The sequence below is a fragment of the Salipiger sp. HF18 genome (genome assembly GCF_011806505.1).
GTDB classification, from domain to species: Bacteria; Pseudomonadota; Alphaproteobacteria; order Rhodobacterales; family Rhodobacteraceae; genus Salipiger; species Salipiger thiooxidans.
On sequence record NZ_JAATOS010000043.1, the window covers coordinates 1 to 18,262 of the forward strand.

Below are 18,262 nucleotides of genomic sequence, written 5' to 3' on the forward strand. Positions count from 1 at the left end.
AGCGCGTGCGCAAGCTGCAGGACGCGGGAATCATCCGCGGCCGGGTCGCGCTTGTCGACCCGGAGCGGCTGGGGCTGGGCCTGACCGTCTTCGCCGAGGTTTCGGCGTCCGAGCAGAGCGCCGACTGGCAGGCGCGCTTCGCCGAGGTGATCGCCGACATCCCCGAGGTGATGGAGGCCCACCAGCTTGCGGGAAGCCATGACTACGCCCTGCGCATCGTGGTCCGCGACATGGCCGGTTTCGAACGCATCCGCAGCCGCATCACCGAGGCGATCCCGGTGCGCGGCCTCTCGGCCAGCTTCGCGCTGAAGCGGATCAAGTCCGAGACCGTTCTGCCGATCGACACCCGCTCGGCCTGACGGGGACCGCCCCGTCGCAGGCATCGCGTGCCGGCTGGCGCTGCGGCACCTGCCGCCCCTGGCATCGCGCGGATTGCCGGACAGCCTCCCCGCCCTGCACGCCAAGATTGCAGGTGAGGTTTCTACGGGCACGTCATGTCGCGGCCCGAGGACGATCTGTTGCTGCTGCGAGGCGTCGCCCGGGGGACAGGGCGGCGATGCGTCGCCTCTACGAGCGTCATCACGACGTGCTCTGTGCCTTCATCCGGATGCACTGCGACCCCGACACCACCGCGAGCGACGTGATGCACGACACCATGCCGCCGGTCAGGCGCTCGGCGGGGCTTTTTTCGGCAGGCGCAGCGCGGTCCGGTCAAGGGCGGGAGACGGTGATCACCAGTTCGGGCCGCGCCCCCAACGCCGCTTCGGCGGCCTCGAGCGCCGCCGCGTCGGTGAAGCCCAGAGTGTAGAGCCCCGGCGCGCTCGGCCCGTCGACGAGCTTGGCGCCGGTCTCGCGCAGCAGCGCCGTGATCTCGACCAGCGTGGCGTCGTCGGTGAAGGCGACCAGCAGGGTCGGCGTCGCCACGACCTCGCTTGCCGGGACGAAACCGCTGGTCTCCGGCCCCGGGAGCTGCGGGACCACGACGAATTGCCAGACCACCACCGTAGCGGCGACAATGCCCGCGACCCTGAGCAGCGCCAGCCCGCGGTTGCCGTTCGCGGCGCGGGGCGCGCGCTCGGCCTCGATGCTGTCCCAGAGCCGCGCCCGGCCGGTGCTGCGCGCGCCCTCGGGCACCGGCGTCGCCCCCAGCGCATCCGCCGCCGCCCGCATCGCCCCTCGCTCGGCCCGCAGGCCCGGTTCCCTGGCCAGCTCGTCCTCGAACGCCACGCGAGCTGCGGGCGAGAGGCGGTTCTGCATGCTGGCCAGTAGACGGTCGTCGCGGTTCATGGTTGCTCCCTTCCGGTTCATCTGCCTCATCCCAGAGTTCCCCCCGGAACAGAAGGGCCGAAACGCGCCACCGGCGGCGCTTTGCACATCCCTTCTGCAGCTTCGGTCAAGCGACTGGCCCCGGGATCCTGCTGCGTCACCGCCGTGTCGGGCCCGGCCACATCGGTGATCTTGGGGACGTCGAAGCTGTCGGCGATCTCGACCTCCGCGCCGTTCAGGGGATTGTCGTCGCCGGTGCCGCCCAGCAGGTTGTCCTCGCCACCACCGCCGGTGAGCGTATCGTTGCCCGCGCCGCCGTCTGTGACGTTGTTGCCCGCATCGCCCGCCAGCATGTCGCCCCGCGCCGGGCCGGTTAGGTTCTCGAAACCCGAGTCCCGGATCCGCATCAGGGCGTGGCGTCAAGCGCCGCTGCCTCGGGAAAGACGCCCGCGCCGTAGCCGATGTCGACCGCGCAGGTCTCGATGAGCTCTTCCAGCGCCGCGGCCGCATCGACGGTGTTGAAGATGACGCCCACCGTGTTCGGCAGCCGCTCGATGGGCGACGGCGCTCTGCGCGCGGGAGATGTTCGTGGAAGTGGCCGACCAGGTCCGGTGAGCACCATGGCGCGCTGCCGGTAGCGGCACAACGCCCCAACGCGCCTTGCCGACGGCCCCAAAAGAAACACCCCCGGCGCCACCGGCACCGGGGGGACTGGATCTGCCAGGGCCCGCCTTGCGGCGGGCCGTGTCGCCGGGTCAGCGCTTGGCCGGGCGTGCCTTGGACGTGGCGGGCATCTCTATATTGATCTCGAGGCTCGAGACGTCGTCGTCCCGCTCCATCTTGATCTCGACGTCGTCGTCGCTGACGTTCATGTACTTCCGGATCACCGCGATCAGGTCGTATTGCAGCTGCGGCAGGTAATCCGGAGTCTCCGAACCGGCAGACCGCTCGTGGGCGAGAAGCAGCTGCAGCCGGTCCTTCGCGGTCTGCGCCGACTTCGGGCGGCGGGCCTTGAGGGAGAAACCGAACAAGCTCATGCGGACCGCCCGAAGATCCGCTGGATGAAGCCCGGACGCTTCTCGCTCTCGATCTTCATCTCGACATCCTCTCCGGTCAGCCGCGCCACCGCGTCCTCGTAGGCCTTGCCCGCGGCCGAGGGCTCGTCGAGGATCACCGGCACGCCGACGTTCGACGCCCGCAGCACCGCCTGGCTCTCGGGCACGATGCCCAGAAGCGGCACGGCGAGGATCTCGAGCACGTCGTCCACGGTCATCATCTCGCCCTTGTCGATGCGGCCCTGATCGTGACGGGTGATCAGCACGCGCGGGCGCACCGGCTCGGAGGCGCCTTTCTCGGCACGATGGGTCTTGCTGGCCAGCAGGCCCAGCACCCGGTCGCTGTCGCGCACCGACGAGACCTCGGGGTTGGTCACGACCACGGCCTCGTCGGCGAAGTACATCGCCAGCTGGGCGCCGCGCTCGATCCCTGCCGGGCTGTCGCAGATGATGTAGTCGAACTCTTCCTTGAGCTCGTTCAGGACGGCCTCGACGCCTTCCTTGGTCAGCGCGTCCTTGTCGCGGGTCTGCGACGTGGGCAGGACGAACAGCGTCTCGAGCCGCTTGTCCTTGATCAGCGCCTGCTTCAGCCGCGCGTCACCCTGGATCACGTTGATGAAGTCGAAGACCACGCGGCGTTCGCAGCCCATGATCATGTCGAGGTTCCGCAGGCCGACGTCGAAGTCGATCACCACGGTCTTGTGTCCCAGCTTGGCCAGTCCGGCGGAAATTGCCGCGGCCGAGGTCGTCTTGCCAACACCGCCCTTGCCGGATGTGATCACGATGATCTTTCCGAGGGGCGGCTTGTCCTTGAGTTGCGTCGTCATGCGAGCGCCTCCACACATAGCCTGTCATCCTTGAGGAAGACCTGCACCGGGCAGTTGCCCAGGTCATCCCCGATACTTTCGCTCGTCCGGTAGAGCCCCGCGATGGCCAGAAGCTCTGCGCTCTGGCTCTGGCAGAAGATGCGGGCGCTCTCGTCGCCGTGGCACCCCGCCATCGCCCGGCCCCGCATCCGCCCGTACACATGGATGTTGCCGGCTGCCACCAGTTCGGCCCCAGAGGAGACCGACCCGATGATCGTCAGGTCGCCGCGCTCGGCCACCACCATCTGCCCCGAGCGCACCGGATGGGTGATCACCCGGTTGTCGGGCGGCAGCAGGCGGTCGATCTTGCGCTTGCGCTGGGTGGCGGGCTCGGGAAGCGGCGCCTCGCGGCCCACCTTGACCGGGATCAGGCCCAGCCCCTCGGCCGCCTCGACCTGCTTCGGCCCGGCGTTCTGCACGCCGAACACCAGCAGCCTGCGCTTGCGAAGCTCGTCGACCAGCGCACCGATGCGCATGCGGTTCTCGAGCCCCGGCACCTTTTCGAAGTCGATCACCAGCGGTGCGCCCTCGAGAAGTTGCGGCGACTGCTCGAGCTGCGCGTCGAGCGCCTCGAAGAAGGCGGCGTTTGGGGTTTCGCTTTCCACACGAATGGCGATCGCGGTCATGAAGCGACCGCGGATCTGGAATGGCCTGACACGCGCCGGGGCGTCGTCTCCCCGGCCTTGGGGGGTCTGTGCTGGCACCTTGCTCTGTGCTCCTGCTCTCGTTCCGTGTCGCGACTCGCTCGCGCTCTTGTTATCTTTCATCCCTAGTACGGGGGCATGCGCCTCCGCAGCAGGGAAATCACCGACCGGACGGTTTGAGCAGGTTCCCGCCAAATTTGGCCGAACCCTGCCGAGCGGAGCCTCTACACTGTCGCGTTGCCGTGCTGCAAGGGGCGAAGGGCGCCCCCTGCCCTGCTCAGCGCGTCATCAACGCTTCTTCATGGCATCAAGCAGCGCCGCACCGAGCGCGCCGGGAGCCCCGCCGCCCTGCGGCTTGCCCCCACCGCGCGGGCCCTTCGGCCCCTGTCCGCCACCGTCACGGCCCCGCGGGCCCTGCCCGCCGCCGTCGCGCCCGCGCGATGCGGACCGGCCGCGGTTCCGGTCGCCGCCGCGTTCCGCCGCATCGCCGCCGTCCTTGCGCATGGAGAGCCCGATGCGCTTGCGCGGCACGTCGACCTCGGTCACCCGCACGCGCACCACGTCGCCGGCCTTCACCACCTCGTGCGGATCCTTGACGAAGCGGTCGGCAAGCTGGCTCACGTGGACCAGACCGTCCTGGTGCACCCCGATGTCGACGAAGGCGCCGAAGGCCGCGACGTTGGTCACGGTGCCTTCCAGCATCATGCCGGGGCGCAGGTCGGTGATCTCTTCCACGCCGTCGGTGAAGGTCGCGGTCTTGAAGCTCGGACGCGGGTCGCGGCCCGGTTTCTCGAGCTCGCTCAGGATGTCGCGCACGGTGGGCAGGCCGAAGCTGTCGTCGACGAACTGCTCGGCGCGCAGCCCCTTCAGCGCTTCGGGCTGGCCCATGATCTGGCGGATGTCGCGGCCGCAGGCCTGCACGATGCGGCGGGCCACGTCATAGGCCTCGGGGTGCACCGACGAGGCGTCGAGCGGCTCGGCACCGTCGCGGATGCGCAGGAAACCGGCGCTCTGCTCGAAGGCGCGCGGCCCGATGCCCGGCACCTTCATCAGCGCCTTGCGCGAGGGGAAGGCGCCGTGGGTGTCGCGGTGCAGCACGATGTTCTGCGCCAGCGATGGCCCGAGCCCCGCCACATGCGCCAGCAGCGGCGCCGAGGCCATGTTGAGATCGACGCCGACGGCGTTCACCGCGTCCTCGACCACCGCCTCGAGCGCGCGGGCCAGCAGGCGCTGGTCGACGTCGTGCTGGTACTGGCCGACACCGATGCTTTCCGGCGTGATTTTCACCAGCTCCGCCAGCGGGTCCTGCAGGCGGCGCGCGATCGAGACCGCGCCGCGCAGCGACACGTCGAGGTCGGGGAATTCCTTCGCCGCCAACTCGGAGGCCGAGTAGACCGAGGCGCCGGCCTCGGAGACCACGACCTTGGTGGGCTTCGGCCCCTCGAGCAGCTTCAGCGTGTCGGTCACCATGCGCTCGGTCTCGCGGCTGGCGGTGCCGTTGCCGATGGCGATGAGCTCGACGCCGTGGCGCTTCACCAGCCGGGCGATCTCGGCCTGCGCGCCACGCAGGTCGTTCTTTGGCTGGAACGGGTAGAGCGTCGCAGACTCGAGCAGCTTGCCGGTGGCATCGACCACCGCCGCCTTGACCCCTGTGCGGATGCCCGGGTCGAGCCCCAGCGTCGCCTTGTTGCCCGCCGGCGCCGCCAGCAGCAGGTCCTTGAGATTGCGGGCAAAGACGTTGATCGCCTCCTCGTGGGCGCGCCGACGCAGGTCGGCCAGCAGGTCCACGTACATGGTCAGGCTCAGCTTCACGCGCCAGGTCCAGCCCGCCGCGTCGCGCAGCCACTGGTCGCCGGGTCCTTCGCCGGGGATGCCGATGGCCTTCGCCACGATGGCCACCGCGCGCGCCGGCCCGGTTTCGGGCTCGGGCTCGATGCCCACGGTGACGATCTCTTCCTTCGAGGCGCGCAGGATCGCCAGCGCCCGGTGCGAGGGGATGTCCCGCCATTTCTCGCTGTGGTCGAAATAGTCCGAGAACTTGGCCCCGGCCTGTTCCTTGCCGGGCTGCACGCGGGCGGTGATCACCGCCTCCTGCTTCATGAACTCGCGCAGGCGGCCCAGCAGGGCGGCGTTCTCACTCAGCGATTCTGCGAGGATGTCGCGGGCGCCGTCGAGCGCCGCCTTCACCGTCTCGACGTTCCCGCCGACGAAACGCTCGGCCAGCAGCTTGGGGTCGGCATTGCGGTTCCCGGTGATCGCCGCCAGCAGCGACTCGAGCCCGTTCTCGCGGGCGATCATCGCCTTGGTGCGGCGCTTGGGCTTGTAGGGCAGGTAAATGTCCTCGAGCGTGGCCTTGGTCTCGGCCTGCGCGATGGAGCGCGCCAGTTCCTCGGTCAGCTTGCCCTGCCCCTTGATCGACTCGAGGATCGCGCCCCGGCGGGCTTCCATCTCGCGCAGGTAGACCAGCCGGTCGCCGAGGGTCCGCAGCTGGGTGTCGTCGAGCCCGCCGGTGGCTTCCTTGCGGTAGCGGGCGACGAAGGGCACCGTGGCTCCGCCGTCGAGCAGGTCCACGGCGGCCACGACCTGCCTTGGCGTGGCGGCGATCTCGGTGGCGATGGTGCGGGCGATACGCTCGGCGGTCTGGTCCAAGACGGTCTCCTCTGGTTCGGGACTGCCGTAGTATCCCTACGCCCGGCGCACGCCAAGCCCGACCCGCATGACCTTGCCGATCATTTCGGGGTTTCCCGCCGATGCCCTCCCGGGCCACGGCGGGACGTCGCGTGACGGGGCGCGGCATGTCCGCCACCGGCCCCGCCCCGTGCCGCACGGGGTTTGTCGTGGCCGCCCGGCCAAGGTGGCACTCAGCCCTCTGCATCCGACAGGCGAGATCCGGGAAGACCAACGCGATGGCGCCGCGCGTGACACACAAGAACCGCTCGGAACTGATCTGCGCCGTGCCGCGCTCGGCCATCCTCGAGCGCGCCCTGCTGCCGGGCACGAAGCTGCCCGAGGATTCGCTGGGCGAGCGCTTCGGCGCCAGCCGCACGCTGATCCGGCAGGCGCTGGAACGGCTTGCCGCTGAGGGGCTGGTCGAGCTGCGCCACAACTGCGGCGCCGAAGAGCTGCTGCGGCAGGCGCTGGGCTCGGGCGCCGACCTGCTCGGCGGCTGCCCCTACACCGACAGCGACCCCAAGGGGCATATTGCGCGGGTCTTCGCCATGGCGCAGGACTTCGGTGTGGATCTCGACTGCCACCGCGATTTCGACCCCGACACGCGCGGGCAGCATCTCGACGAGGTGGCGAAGCAGACCATCGCCCATGGCATGCAGGGCCGCGTGACCATCGGCCACGTCACCAAGCTGTCGATGCTGCCGCCCGAAGCGCTGCACGAGACCGTCGCGCTGACGGTGCTGCCGGCCGGTCTGGGGGATGAAAGCCGGGCGCATGACCTTCGAGGCACGGCGGCCGAGGCTCTGCCGACCGGCCTCTGCCACGCCCCACGCGGCCTTCGCGCAGTCCGACACCGGGCGCTAGAACGTGCGCCTCATGCCTCGTCGCGCTCCTCTTCGCACTTGGGCCCCTGCGGGACGCCGCCCAGCGCCTCGCGCAGCTCGGCGATCTGCGAGGCCACCGGCGCGCTGTGCTGGAAAGCGCGGTCCGACCATGCGCTGAAGCGTTCGAGCAAGGGCAGGAAGGTCTGGACCTCCTCGTCGGTCCAGTCGCGGAGGAACGAGCCCAGCACCAGGAGCTTGTAGGTGCGCACCGCCTCGACCATGGCGGCGCCGGACTCGGTCAGCTCGAGCACCGTGCGTCGGGCGTCCTCCTGGCTGACCGCGCGCCGCACGAAGTCGCGGCGGATCAGGTCGGCGCTGATGCGGCTGGCGCGCGAGGGGTCGATGGCGAGCCGCGTCGCCACGGTGCCCACCGTGGTCTCGCAATCCGCCTGCTCGCCGAACTCGTTCACCGGCGCGCGCACCGCCATCAGCACGTCGAGCTGCGCGAGATCAAGCGGCAGCCCGAGCTCGTCCAGCGCGGTGCGCCCCAGCTCGCGCTTCATCACCCGACGCCGCCAGCGTTGCAGGATCGCGTCCACGTCCAGCGCCGCCTGCGACACCTCGCGCGCGATGCCCGCCCGCTCCAGATCGTCCTTCAGCTTCTCGTCTCTCCGGCTCAAGCCCGCCTCGTTCATTTTGCGTGCTATTGACATATAAATGCCATCAGCACAGATATAGGGACAGCTTCATTCTGCCCCAAGGGTCCCGCGCGCACCAGATCGCGTCGGGCCGCACCTGTCCTTTCCCCAAGGAGACGCGCCAATGGCGCCATTCGACAGCAGTGCCACGATTGCCGCGACGCCCGAGGCCGCGGAGTCTGTGCCTGTCCGGCTGGTGCTTGCGGCGGTGGCGGCGACACTTCTCTTCGCGTCCCTGGGACAGACCATCGTGTCGACCGCGCTGCCGGTGATGGTCGCCGACCTCGGCGGCATGGACAAGATCACCTGGGTGATGACCGCCTATCTGCTGGCCTCGACCATCGGCGCGCCGGTGGCGGGCAAGCTCGGCGACCTCTACGGCCGCAAGCTGGTGCTGCAATGGGCCATCGGCGTCTTCATCCTTGGCGCGGTGCTCTGCGGCACGGCGCAGAACATATGGATGGTGATCGGCGGCCGCATCATCCAGGGCTGCGGCGGCGGTGCGCTGATCGTGACCTCGATGGCGGTGGTCGGAGACCTGCTGCCCGCCCGCGAGCGCGGACAGGCGCAGGCCGTCCTTGGTGCCGCCTTCGGGATCTCGACGGTGATTGGCCCGCTGCTGGGCGGCTTCCTCGTCCAGAACCTGAGCTGGCACTGGATCTTCTTCGTCAACTTTCCCGTCGGCCTCGCCGCCTTCATCGTCCTCAGTCAAGCCCTGCCCCGCCGCAGCGACCGCCGGCGCAAGTCGGTGGATTACGCCGGCGGCGCACTGCTGGCCACGCTGCTGGCCTCGCTGGTGCTGATCTCGAACACCGGCGGCACGGTCTTTGCCTGGAGCAGCCCGCAGCTGCTGTCGCTCGCGGTCATCGCGCTGAGCGCGCTGGCGCTCTTCATCCGGGTCGAGCGCCGGGCGGAAGAGCCGATCCTGCCGATGAGCCTGTTTGCCAACAACACCTTCGTGGTGGTGAATTTCGTCGGCATCCTCGTGGGCATGGGCATGTTCGGCACCATCACTTTCCTGCCGTTCTTCCTGCAGGTGGTGAAGGGCGTCTCGCCGACCACCTCGGGCCTCTTCCTCGTGCCGATGATGGGCGGTCTGCTCACGGCCTCCATCGCCTCGGGCCGCTACATGGCGCGCTCCGGGCGCTACAAGCTGCTGCCGGTGCTGTCGACCGCTCTGTTGGCAGTGGCGATGTTGTCGATGACCACGCTCTCGGTCGACAGCCCGCTTTGGCTGATCGCGCTGTCGATGATCGGCATCGGGCTGGGGATCGGGCCGGTCTATTCGATCGGCGTGGCGGCGATCCAGAACGCGATCCCGGTCTCGATGCTGGGCGTCGGTACCGCCAGCGCCAACATGTTCCGGCTGATCGGCGGCGCCATCGGCACCGCGGGCTTCGGCGCACTGTTCAGCACCGGGATGGCCCGCAACCTCGCCGGCCAGCTGCCGCTGGCGGCCGAGGGCGGAATTCGCAACATCGGCGCCGAGATGGTCAACGCCCTGCCGCCCGAGACGCGGCTGCAGGTGATGGAGGGCATCTCCCACGCCCTGCATCCGGTGTTCTGGATCGCGGCGGCGGCGGCCGTTCTGGCCTGCCTCGCATCGATCATGCTCCGCGAGCTGCCGCTCTCGGGCTGAGGCGGAACAGCTCCCGAGCGCCCACCGGTTTGGGAGGACCCGAGGCGCTCCAGACCCCGACCGGATGCTCCCCCGGTCGGGGTTCGTCGTATCCCGCCCCTACCAGACGCGGTCGAGCAGGGTGAGCCAGTTCTCCCCCATCACCCGGCGGATCTTGGTCTCGGACCAGCCGGCGCGCTCCATGGCGGCGGTGAGGTTGGGGAAATCGGCGATGGAGCCGAGCCCGTCGGGGAATTCCACCTTCCAGATCTCGGTGAGCTGACGGGCATAGCCCTTGTCGCGGTTGAGATACTCGAAGAACTTCGCGCCGTAGCCCATGGTGAAGTCGGTGCCGAAGCCCACCCGTTCCTCGCCCACGAGGTTCACGATGTAGTCGATGGCGGCCACGTAGTCGTCCACCGTCGCGTCGTTGCCCGCGGCAAGGAACGGCGGGAACATGGTCACGCCGACGAAGCCGTCATGCTCGGCGATGAAGCAGAGCTGTTCGTCGGACTTGTTGCGCGGGTGCGCCTTGAGCCCCGCGGGCAGGCAGTGCGAATAGGCCACCGGCTTCTTCGAGGCGAGGATCACCTCCTGCGAGGTCTTGGGCCCGACGTGGCTCAGGTCGCAGAGCATGCCGACGCGGTTCATCTCGGCCACCACCTCATGGCCGAAATCCGAGAGCCCGCTGTCGGTGCTCTCGTAGCAGCCCGAGCCCACGAGGTTCTGGGTGTTGTAGGTCATCTGGACGATGCCGACGCCCTGCTCCTTGAAGAGCTCGATGAACTCGAGCCGGTCCTCGAAAGCCGCGGTGTTCTGGAAGCCCAGCACGATGCCGGTCTTGCCCGCGGCCTTGGCGGCGCGGATGTCGGCGACGGACTTCGCCTTCACGATAAGGTCGGCGTTCTCGCGGAAATGGGTGTTCCATTCCCCGATCGACGACATGGTGTCGCGGAAATTCTCCCAGACCGAGCAGGTGCAGTTGGCGGCGGTGAGCCCGCCTGCTGCCATCGCCTCGAAGATCGGGCGGCCCCAGTCCGAGATGATGAGCCCGTCGAAGACGATGAGATCGTCGTGCAGCGTGGTCATGTGGTGGTCCTTCGGTCAGAGATAGATATTGCGCACGATGGCGTCGTGATCGCCCGCCATGGCGCGGACGTCGCCGCCGTCCACCACCTCGCCGTCCCTCAGGACGATGAAGCGGTCGGCGGCGCGGAAGGCGAGGTTGAGGTTCTGCTCGACCATCAGCATGGTCACGCCGTCCTCCTTGAGACTGTCGATGATGCGGGCGATCTCTTCGCAGAACTGCGGCGAGAGCCCGCCCGAAGGCTCGTCGAGCAGCAGGAGCCGCGGCCGGGACATCAGCGCGCGGCCAATGGCAACCATCTGCTGTTCGCCGCCCGAAAGCGTGCGGGTGGCCTGCTTGCGGCGCTCCTTCAGACGCGGGAAGCGGTCGTAGATATGCGGCAGCGTCTGCGACAGCTCCCGCCCGCCCCGTCGCATGGCGCCGAGCCGCAGGTTGTCCTCGACGGTGAGGTCGGGGAACAGATCCCGCGCCTGGCTCACCTGCGCGATGCCGAGCGCGAAGATCCGGTGCGGCGACAGGCCCGCGGTTTCCTGCCCGTCGAAGAGCACCGAGCCCGAGGTCGGACGGACGAAGCCGCAGATCGCGTTCATCGAGGTCGACTTGCCCGAGCCGTTGGCCCCCAGCAGGGTCAGGCATTCGCCCGGCACCACGTCGTAGGAGGCGCCGCGCAGGATGGGTTTCTTGCCGTAGCCCACGTGCAGGTCACGGATCTTGAGGAGCGGTTCAGGAGTGTCCAAGGTAAGCCTCCAGCACGGCGCGGTCTTCGCGGATTTCCTCGGGGGTGCCCTCGGCGATGCGCGCGCCCGCCGCCATCACGAGGATGCGGTCGGCGGCGGCCATCACCAGCTCGACCGCGTGTTCGATGAGCAGGATGCCGACGCCCTTCTCGCCCGCCAGACGGTGGATGATCTCCATCATCTGCGCGCGCGCCACCGGCGACAGCCCCACGGCGGGCTCGTCGAGCAGCAGGACCGGCGGGTCCGAAGCGACGGTGCGCACGATCTCGACGATGCGCTGCTGCCCGCCGGAGAGGTCGCCCGCCCGGGTGTCGGCCATGTGCTCCATCGACATGAGCTTCAGCAGCTCACGGGCGCGGTGGATGTTCTCGGCCTCGGATTTCAGCGCCTTCGAGCGCCCGAGCAGGATGTCGAGGAACGAGCCATGGGTCTGCGCATGCAGCCCGGTCAGCACGTTCTCGAGCACCGTCAGCGCCGGGAACAGCCCGCCGTTCTGGAAGGTCCGGCGGATGCCGCGCTCGGCGATCTCGTGCGGAGTGAGCTGCGTCAGCTCCTGCCCGTGCAGGTGCACGGTGCCAGAGGTGGGCGTCACGTAGCCCGAGATCGCGTTGAAGAGCGTCGACTTGCCGGCGCCGTTGGGGCCGATGACGGCGCGGACGTTGCCTTCCTCAAGGGTGAAGGACACGTCGTCGAGCGCCGTCAGCCCCGAGAAGCGGACCGACAGGCCCTTTACGTCGAGAAGGGTCATGGGGCCTCCCGGTAGAAACGTTCGACGAAGACGGGGGACAGGCGGCGCAGCAGGCTCGCGAGCCCCATCGGCATGGCCACGAGCACACCCGCAACGATCAGGCCGAAGAAGAGCTCTTCCATGCCCGGGAAGGCGCGCAGGTATTCCGGCAGCGCGGTCAGCAGAACCGCCCCCAGCACGGCGCCGAGCACCGAGCCGAGCCCGCCCACCAGCACCATCGCGAAGGAGGCGATGAGGTGTAGCATCCCGAAGCTTTCCGGGAAGACGTGGCCCACGTGGCGGGCAAAAAGCGCCCCCGCGCACCCCACCACGAAGCCCGACCACATGAAGGTGACCAGGATCACCCGCGCCGTGGGGATGGCGAGCGAGGCCGTCGCGATCTCGTTCTCGCGCACCGCCATCACGGCGCGACCGAAGCGCGAGCGCATGAGGTTCAGCGTCGCCTTCACCAGCAGCACGGTCACCCCGAGGAAGATGTAGAACTTCAGCGAGTCGTCCCCGAGCGAGATGCCGAAGAGCGCCTCGCGCGGCATCGGCATGCCGTCGGTGCCTCCGGTGACGGGCTTGGCGTGCAGGTAGGCCCAGCGCATCAGCTCGCCGAAGGCCAGCGTGATGATGGCAAGGTAGTAGGTCCGGATCCCGCGCAGGGCGGCGGCCGAGGCGAGAAACCCGCCCAGCGCCCCGAAAGCGCCCGCAAGCGGGATGGTCAGCAGCCACGGCACGCCGAGCTTGGCGGCAAGGATCGCCGAGGCATAGGCGCCGATGCCGAAGAAGGCGGTGTTGGCAAAGGCCAGCTGGCCGAGGTTGCCGATGGTGAGCGTGAAGCCGAGCGTCACCAGCACCGAGATCAGCATGCCGTTGGCGATGAACTGGGTGTAGGGGTTGGTGGCGAGCGGCAGGAGAAGCAGCAGCGCGGGCACCGCCCAGAAGGCGTAGGTGCGCAAGCGGCGTTGCGTGGCGGTGGGCATGGTCTGGCTCATGGGATCAGACCTTCACCACGGCCTTGCGGCCGAAGAGCCCCTGCGGGCGGATGAACAGCACCGCGACGATGACCACGTAGGCGGTGATCTCGATCAGCGCGCTGTCGATGTAGGCGCCGGCGTATTGCTCGGCGAGGCCCAGCAGCACACCGCCAAGCACCGCCCCGCCCAGCGAGCCGAAGCCGCCCAGCGTCATGGCCGCGAAGCCCTTGATCAGGAACGATGCGCCCAGGTCCGGGTGCAGGAGCGAAACCGGCGCCACGAGGATGCCGCCGAGCGCGCCCAGCGCCGCGCCGATGCCCCAGGAGAAATCGTTGAAGCGGTCGACGTTGAGCCCGATGAGGCGCGCGCCGCGCGGGCTCTGGTAGACCGCCTGCACCATCTTGCCGAGGTCGGTCATGGCCATCAGGCCGAAGAACAGCAAGAGCAGCACCAGCACGGTGCCTATGATAAAGACCGCGTCACCGGTGATCACGAGATCGCCCACGAAGATCGGGTCCATGTCGAAGACCGGCGGCATCGGCAGCACCTCGCGGCCCCAGACCATGCGCGCCAGCCCGCGCAGCACGTAGCCCGCCGCGATGCACATGAGCGCGAGCCCGATGTGCGGCCCGCCGAGGATCGGCCGGATCAGGCCTCGGTTGAACATCACCCCCAGTACGAACATCGCGATCATCGCCAGCGCCGCCGCGGGTAGGAAGGCCACGCCCGCCAGCACCACCAGCACGTAGGACAGGAAGGCGCCTGCCATGACGAAGTCGCCGTGGCCGAAATTCACCACCGTGGTCGAGCGGTAGACCACCGTCAGCGACAGCGCGATGAGCGCGTAGATCATGCCCTGGGAGAGACCTCCCAAAGTCAGCTGCATCAGCATGTTGTCTGCTCCTTGGAACACCCCGGAAAAGACCGGGCGCGAACGGCGCCGCGCCCGGCAGTCGGGGGGAGTGATCAGTAGGGCTGGCCCCAGGCCTTCAGGACGGTCGGTTCGCCGTCGACGAAGCCCGCCACGGCCGAGCCCTTGACGCCCTGGTGGTCCTCGGGGGTCCAGGTGATCGGGTCCGAGAGGATGCCGGTGTCGAAGTCGCGCACCTCTTCCAGCGCCGCCATCAGCTTGGAGCGGGTGAGGTCAGGCCCCACGGCCTCGAGCGCGGCGACCAGCGCCTCGGCCGAGCCGATCGAGACGAAGGAGAAGGTCGAGAGCTCTTCATCCGGGTTGTACTTGTGGATCATGTCGCCCCACGGCTTCATCAGCGGGCCGTCGAGATTGTCCACGTAGGAGTGGATCACGTAGTAGTTTTTGACCGTGTCGAAATCGCCGGTGCGCTTGAGCGTGTTCTCGAGGTCGGTGCCCGCGGTGCCCATGACCGGGACGTCGCCCATGCCGTATTTCTTCAGGTCCCGCAGGAAGATCGCCGTCTCGGCCTCGTAGAGCGCCGCGATGATGAAGTCGGGTTTCTCCTGCCGCAGCTTCAGCACCTGCGCGGTGGCGTCGGTCTGGCCGCGTTCCATGATCAGCTCGAGCGAGGGCGTGACGCCGTTCTCCTCGAGATACTCCCGCGCGGGGTTCGAGTAGCTGTGCGCCCAGTCGTTCGAGTGCTCGATGATGGCGACGTTGCCGGTGTCGGGCTTCGAGAGCACGAAGGCCGCCATGGCGCGGCCGTTGGCGCGGCCGGTGGGCACGCCGTGGAAGATGTTCTTCGCCAGCGGGTCCGAGATCGAGTCGCTCACCGCGTGGGCGACGATCCACGGCAGGCCCGCGTCCTCGATGGTGGGCCGCAGCGCCACGGCCACGCCCGAGCAGGAGTTGCCCTGCAGCATGAACACCTTGTCCTGCGAAATCAGCTTCTTGGCGGCGGCGAGCCCCTTGGCGCTGTCGCAGGCGGTGTCTTCCTGCACCGCCACGAGCTTGCGTCCGTGCACCCCGCCCTCTTCGTTGATCTTGTCGTAATAGGCCATCATGCCCACCAGCGCCTTGCTGTAGGACGAGGCGTTGCCCGAGAACGGGCCCATCACGCCGATGGTGATCGCGTCGTCGGAAAGACCCTCGGTCTCCCACTCCGCGTCCTGCGCGAATGCCGGCACCGCCGCGACGGCGAGGGTGGCAAGCAGGGTTGCGACTCTTTTCATGTTGTTCTCCTGTTGGATGTCGGTTCCGAGCGCGGCTTGCTGCCGCTTTTGATTGGGGCCGGAGCCCATGTAGAAACCGGATGGACTGTTTGTTTCTTTCGTCAGCCCTCTTGAGAGACCGGTTTGACGTGCACCGCGAGGATCGCCTTCAGCGCCTGCAGCATGTCGATGAAATAGCCTTCGTCGCGCCGCAGGACGGCCTGCACGGCCATGCCCCGGAACACGTTCATCACGAGATTCAGCGCCGAGCGCGCCGAAACCCGCTCGGGCGCCACCGCGACGAAGCTGTGTGCCCATGTCGCCTCGAGCCGCTCGTGCAACGTCAGGATCAGCGGCGCGAGCCGGCCGCGCAGTTCCGCGTCGCCGCGGGCCGCGACGATGATCTCGAGCGAGGAATAGAACCAGTCGCCCTTGAGGACCTCTGTCCAAAGCGCGTCGAAGAAGCCGTCATAGGTCAGCACGCCGCTGCGCAGGTCCGCAGACAGCGCCTCGAGACCGGCGGCGAAGTTCTCGAACATCTCCTCGGTGGCGGCGACGATCAGGTCCATCTTGCCCGGGTAGTGGTGCGTCTGCGCCCCGCGCGAGACTCCTGCCCGCTTGGCGATCCCCGCGGTGCTGGTGTTGGCGTAGCCCACCTCCATCAGCGAGCGCACGGTGGCCGCGAGCAGCAGCTTGCGGGTCTCGGCGCTACGTTGATCCTGGGTTCTGCGCTTCTTGACGGTCATGATCGCTCCAAACTTACAAACAGGTCAGTTTGTTTTTATGATTCTGTCAAGCTTCGTCCAAGCCTTTTTCCGCCCGTCCCCGGATTCGCCCGACCTCTGCCTTTTTTGGCAGCAGACCGGCGCATCGGGGCGCCCGGACGGCTGCCAACCGGCACACTTTGGCGATCTTTCACCGGGCAGGCCTGAATTTATCCCGAATTGGTCCCGGACTTGACGCAAAGACAACGCTTACCATAGGTTGAATATGATGGTGCCCGGACAACGCAGCCGATGAGGATCGCAGGAGTCTTAAGAGATTTTTAACACTCACGTCACAGAACAGTCGCACCCGACACCGCGCACCGGTTGGCGCGGACCCACGTAACGATCGTCTCTGGACCGCAGTTAAGAAAGACGGAAGCCTTGACGCCTGCGCCAGACCTCCAGCATGACCATCGCGACGGCAGCCCAGCGGCGCAGGATCTCGAACGCCAGATCGAGGGCGTTCTTTCGGTTCTTCTGTCACCTCACATCACCGGGGCGCAGTTCATCCCGATCCTGCCAAAGGGGCTCCCTCACATGCGCCCCATCGCCGTCGGACGGCAGGAGGCGGACAAGATCGCGACGCTGTGCTGGTCGCTGCGCCTGCCAGAGGTTCCCGAGTGGCAAGCGGCGCTGGCCGCCAGGCCCTCGCACACCCGCCCCGACTTCATCGAGACCGGGCCGAACGGCAATTTCACCGCCTCGCTGGTGACCTCCAAGACCGGCGCCCGCTATGGCATCCTCGCGCTGAAATTCGCCCCCGGCGCCAAGCAGTGCGACATTCACCTCGACTACGGCACGCGCGCCGGGCTGCTGATCGGGCAGTCGATCCAGCAATGGCTCGAGTTGCGCATCCTCGAGCTCGAGCTTGCCGACGAGATCCGCCGCACCCGCCGCATGTCGCAGCTGGCCGAGCTCGACGGGCTGACCCGTATCCTCAACCACCACGCCTTCAAGCTGAAATGCGCAGAGCGCATCGGCAAGGCCGAGCAGCCCTTCGCGATGATGATGATCGACGTCGACAACTTCAAATCGGTGAACGACGTCTACGGCCACCAGTTCGGCGACAGCTACCTGCGCGAGGTGGCGCTGGCGATCGTCCGGGCGCTGCCCAACGCCGCCGTTGTCGGCCGCATCGGCGGCGACGAATTCGCGGCGCTGGTGCCGATCCCCAACCAGCAGCCCGAGCCCTATCTCGACCGCCTCATGCTGGGGTGCGCCTGCGACGTGCAGCGCGCCGCGGCCCGGCTCGGCAAGCCCAACCTCGGCCATGTGAGCATCGGCTGCGCGCTCGAGTCCAGCGTCTGCCCGGATGTCGAGAAACTGCTGCAGGGAGCGGATGCGGCGCTCTATGCCAACAAGAGCTCGGGCAAGTACTCGGGGGCGATCTTCGACCCCGACAGCCACGAGAACTTCAGCGCCATGCTGATCCGCCCGCGCTTTCTCAAGGCGCTGCGCAACAATGAGCTGCGGCCGTTCTTCCAGCCGGTCATCGACCTTGCCACCGACCGCATCTGCGGGTTCGAGGTGCTGGTGCGCTGGATCGACCCGCAGCGCGGCGTGCTGGCGCCCGAGGAGTTCGCCTCGATCCTCGCCGCGCCGGAGCTGGCCGAGAAGCTCACACGCCTGCTCTTCGAAGACGCGCTGCAGCAGTTCGCCCGCCGCCCCGGCTACCAGAGCGAGACACTGGCGCTGAACCTCGGGACGGTGGATCTCATCAAGCAGGAATTCGTCTTCGACCTGCAGTCGCAACTCAACCGCTACGCCGTGCAATGGCGCCAGATCGTGATCGAGGTGACCGAGAACACCATGCTCGGCGCCATCAACGGGCCGGTGTTCCAGAACCTGACCGAGATGCGCAGCCGCGGCGCCAAGGTCGCGCTCGACGATTTCGGTACCGGCTACGGCGGGCTTGCCCACCTGCGCAACTGGCCGGTGGACATCATCAAGCTCGACCGCAGCTATGTCGATGGCATCACCCGCGGCCCGCGCGACGCGATCTTCGCACGCGCCCTGATCGAGATCGCCAGCACCCTGGGCCTCGAGGTGATCGCCGAGGGCATCGAGGACATCGAGACCGCCAACACCCTGCGCGAGCTCGGCTGCCAGATGGCGCAGGGCTACTTCTACTCCCCCGCCGCCCCGCTCGAGGAATTCTGAGCGGCCACCCCCGTGTGGATCGCGTTGGCCAGCACC

At 68.1% G+C, this 18,262-nt stretch carries 18 protein-coding genes and 1 pseudogene; 4 read left to right on the forward strand and 15 right to left on the reverse strand.

Going from position 1 to position 18,262, the window contains the following annotated elements; all coding sequences use genetic code 11:
• The coding region (locus HC022_RS06840) for an Lrp/AsnC family transcriptional regulator (protein ID WP_167451911.1) at window positions 1–359 on the forward strand (359 nt) is incomplete at its 5' end.
• Window positions 360–711: 352 nt separating this feature from the next.
• On the opposite strand, the gene HC022_RS06845 is transcribed toward HC022_RS06840, so the two are convergent.
• The 7 genes from HC022_RS06845 to HC022_RS06870 form a co-directional block, all read right to left on the reverse strand.
• Window positions 712–1,287, reverse strand: a complete 576-nt coding sequence (locus HC022_RS06845) for a hypothetical protein (RefSeq protein ID WP_167451912.1) — start codon at window positions 1,285–1,287, stop codon at window positions 712–714.
• Between the two features lie 26 nt (window positions 1,288–1,313).
• Window positions 1,314–1,619, reverse strand: a complete 306-nt coding sequence (locus HC022_RS06850; RefSeq protein WP_167451913.1) for a hypothetical protein — start codon at window positions 1,617–1,619, stop codon at window positions 1,314–1,316.
• 53 nt (window positions 1,620–1,672) lie between these two features.
• Window positions 1,673–1,801 carry a hypothetical protein gene (locus tag HC022_RS29620; RefSeq protein ID WP_303049050.1) on the reverse strand — a complete coding sequence of 43 codons (129 nt, stop codon included), beginning with the start codon at window positions 1,799–1,801 and terminating at the stop codon, window positions 1,673–1,675.
• A gap of 220 nt (window positions 1,802–2,021) precedes the next feature.
• Entirely contained in the window at window positions 2,022–2,303 is a 282-nt protein-coding gene (gene minE, locus HC022_RS06855) for a cell division topological specificity factor MinE (RefSeq protein WP_008885621.1), read from the reverse strand.
• Window positions 2,300–3,148 carry a septum site-determining protein MinD gene (gene minD / locus HC022_RS06860; RefSeq protein ID WP_008886068.1) on the reverse strand — a complete coding sequence of 283 codons (849 nt, stop codon included), beginning with the start codon at window positions 3,146–3,148 and terminating at the stop codon, window positions 2,300–2,302. Before minD ends, minE begins: the two co-directional genes overlap by 4 nt.
• A complete protein-coding gene (gene minC / locus HC022_RS06865) occupies window positions 3,145–3,891 on the reverse strand; it encodes a septum site-determining protein MinC (RefSeq protein WP_224948645.1) in 747 nt (248 codons plus the stop codon). The genes minD and minC overlap by 4 nt, the downstream gene beginning before the upstream one ends.
• Before the next feature lie 228 nt (window positions 3,892–4,119).
• Window positions 4,120–6,480, reverse strand: a complete 2,361-nt coding sequence (locus HC022_RS06870) for a Tex family protein (RefSeq protein WP_167451914.1) — start codon at window positions 6,478–6,480, stop codon at window positions 4,120–4,122.
• A 257-nt stretch (window positions 6,481–6,737) separates the two neighbouring features.
• Here HC022_RS06870 and HC022_RS28725 point away from each other — a divergent pair.
• A pseudogene (locus HC022_RS28725) lies at window positions 6,738–7,220 on the forward strand (GntR family transcriptional regulator); the annotation flags it as partial.
• 155 nt (window positions 7,221–7,375) lie between these two features.
• Here the strand turns inward: HC022_RS28725 and HC022_RS06880 are convergent.
• Window positions 7,376–8,005 carry a MarR family winged helix-turn-helix transcriptional regulator gene (locus HC022_RS06880; RefSeq protein WP_254884974.1) on the reverse strand — a complete coding sequence of 210 codons (630 nt, stop codon included), beginning with the start codon at window positions 8,003–8,005 and terminating at the stop codon, window positions 7,376–7,378.
• Window positions 8,006–8,147: 142 nt separating this feature from the next.
• On the opposite strand from HC022_RS06880, the gene HC022_RS06885 reads away from it, so the two are divergent.
• Window positions 8,148–9,662: an MDR family MFS transporter gene (locus HC022_RS06885; RefSeq protein ID WP_167451916.1), complete on the forward strand. Its 1,515-nt coding sequence runs from the start codon at window positions 8,148–8,150 to the stop codon at window positions 9,660–9,662.
• A gap of 99 nt (window positions 9,663–9,761) precedes the next feature.
• Here the strand turns inward: HC022_RS06885 and HC022_RS06890 are convergent, their stop codons facing one another.
• The 7 genes from HC022_RS06890 to HC022_RS06920 form a co-directional block, all read right to left on the reverse strand.
• Entirely contained in the window at window positions 9,762–10,730 is a 969-nt protein-coding gene (locus HC022_RS06890; protein ID WP_167451917.1) for a dipeptidase, read from the reverse strand.
• A 15-nt stretch (window positions 10,731–10,745) separates the two neighbouring features.
• Window positions 10,746–11,465, reverse strand: coding sequence for an ABC transporter ATP-binding protein (locus HC022_RS06895; RefSeq protein WP_167451918.1), 720 nt, complete (start codon window positions 11,463–11,465; stop codon window positions 10,746–10,748).
• Window positions 11,452–12,213, reverse strand: coding sequence for an ABC transporter ATP-binding protein (locus HC022_RS06900; RefSeq protein ID WP_167451919.1), 762 nt, complete (start codon window positions 12,211–12,213; stop codon window positions 11,452–11,454). Before HC022_RS06900 ends, HC022_RS06895 begins: the two co-directional genes overlap by 14 nt.
• Window positions 12,210–13,193 carry a branched-chain amino acid ABC transporter permease gene (locus HC022_RS06905; protein ID WP_008884941.1) on the reverse strand — a complete coding sequence of 328 codons (984 nt, stop codon included), beginning with the start codon at window positions 13,191–13,193 and terminating at the stop codon, window positions 12,210–12,212. The genes HC022_RS06900 and HC022_RS06905 overlap by 4 nt, the downstream gene beginning before the upstream one ends.
• Window positions 13,194–13,197: 4 nt before the next feature.
• Window positions 13,198–14,067: a branched-chain amino acid ABC transporter permease gene (locus tag HC022_RS06910; RefSeq protein ID WP_008884969.1), complete on the reverse strand. Its 870-nt coding sequence runs from the start codon at window positions 14,065–14,067 to the stop codon at window positions 13,198–13,200.
• Between the two features lie 74 nt (window positions 14,068–14,141).
• Entirely contained in the window at window positions 14,142–15,320 is a 1,179-nt protein-coding gene (locus tag HC022_RS06915) for an ABC transporter substrate-binding protein (RefSeq protein WP_008884539.1), read from the reverse strand.
• A gap of 101 nt (window positions 15,321–15,421) precedes the next feature.
• On the reverse strand, window positions 15,422–16,045 hold the full coding sequence (locus tag HC022_RS06920) for a TetR/AcrR family transcriptional regulator (protein WP_008883772.1): 624 nt from the start codon (window positions 16,043–16,045) through the stop codon (window positions 15,422–15,424).
• Window positions 16,046–16,447: 402 nt separating this feature from the next.
• Here HC022_RS06920 and HC022_RS06925 point away from each other — a divergent pair, with 402 nt between their 5' ends.
• A complete protein-coding gene (locus HC022_RS06925; protein ID WP_167451920.1) occupies window positions 16,448–18,226 on the forward strand; it encodes a bifunctional diguanylate cyclase/phosphodiesterase in 1,779 nt (592 codons plus the stop codon).
• The last annotated feature ends 36 nt before the right edge of the window (window positions 18,227–18,262 follow it).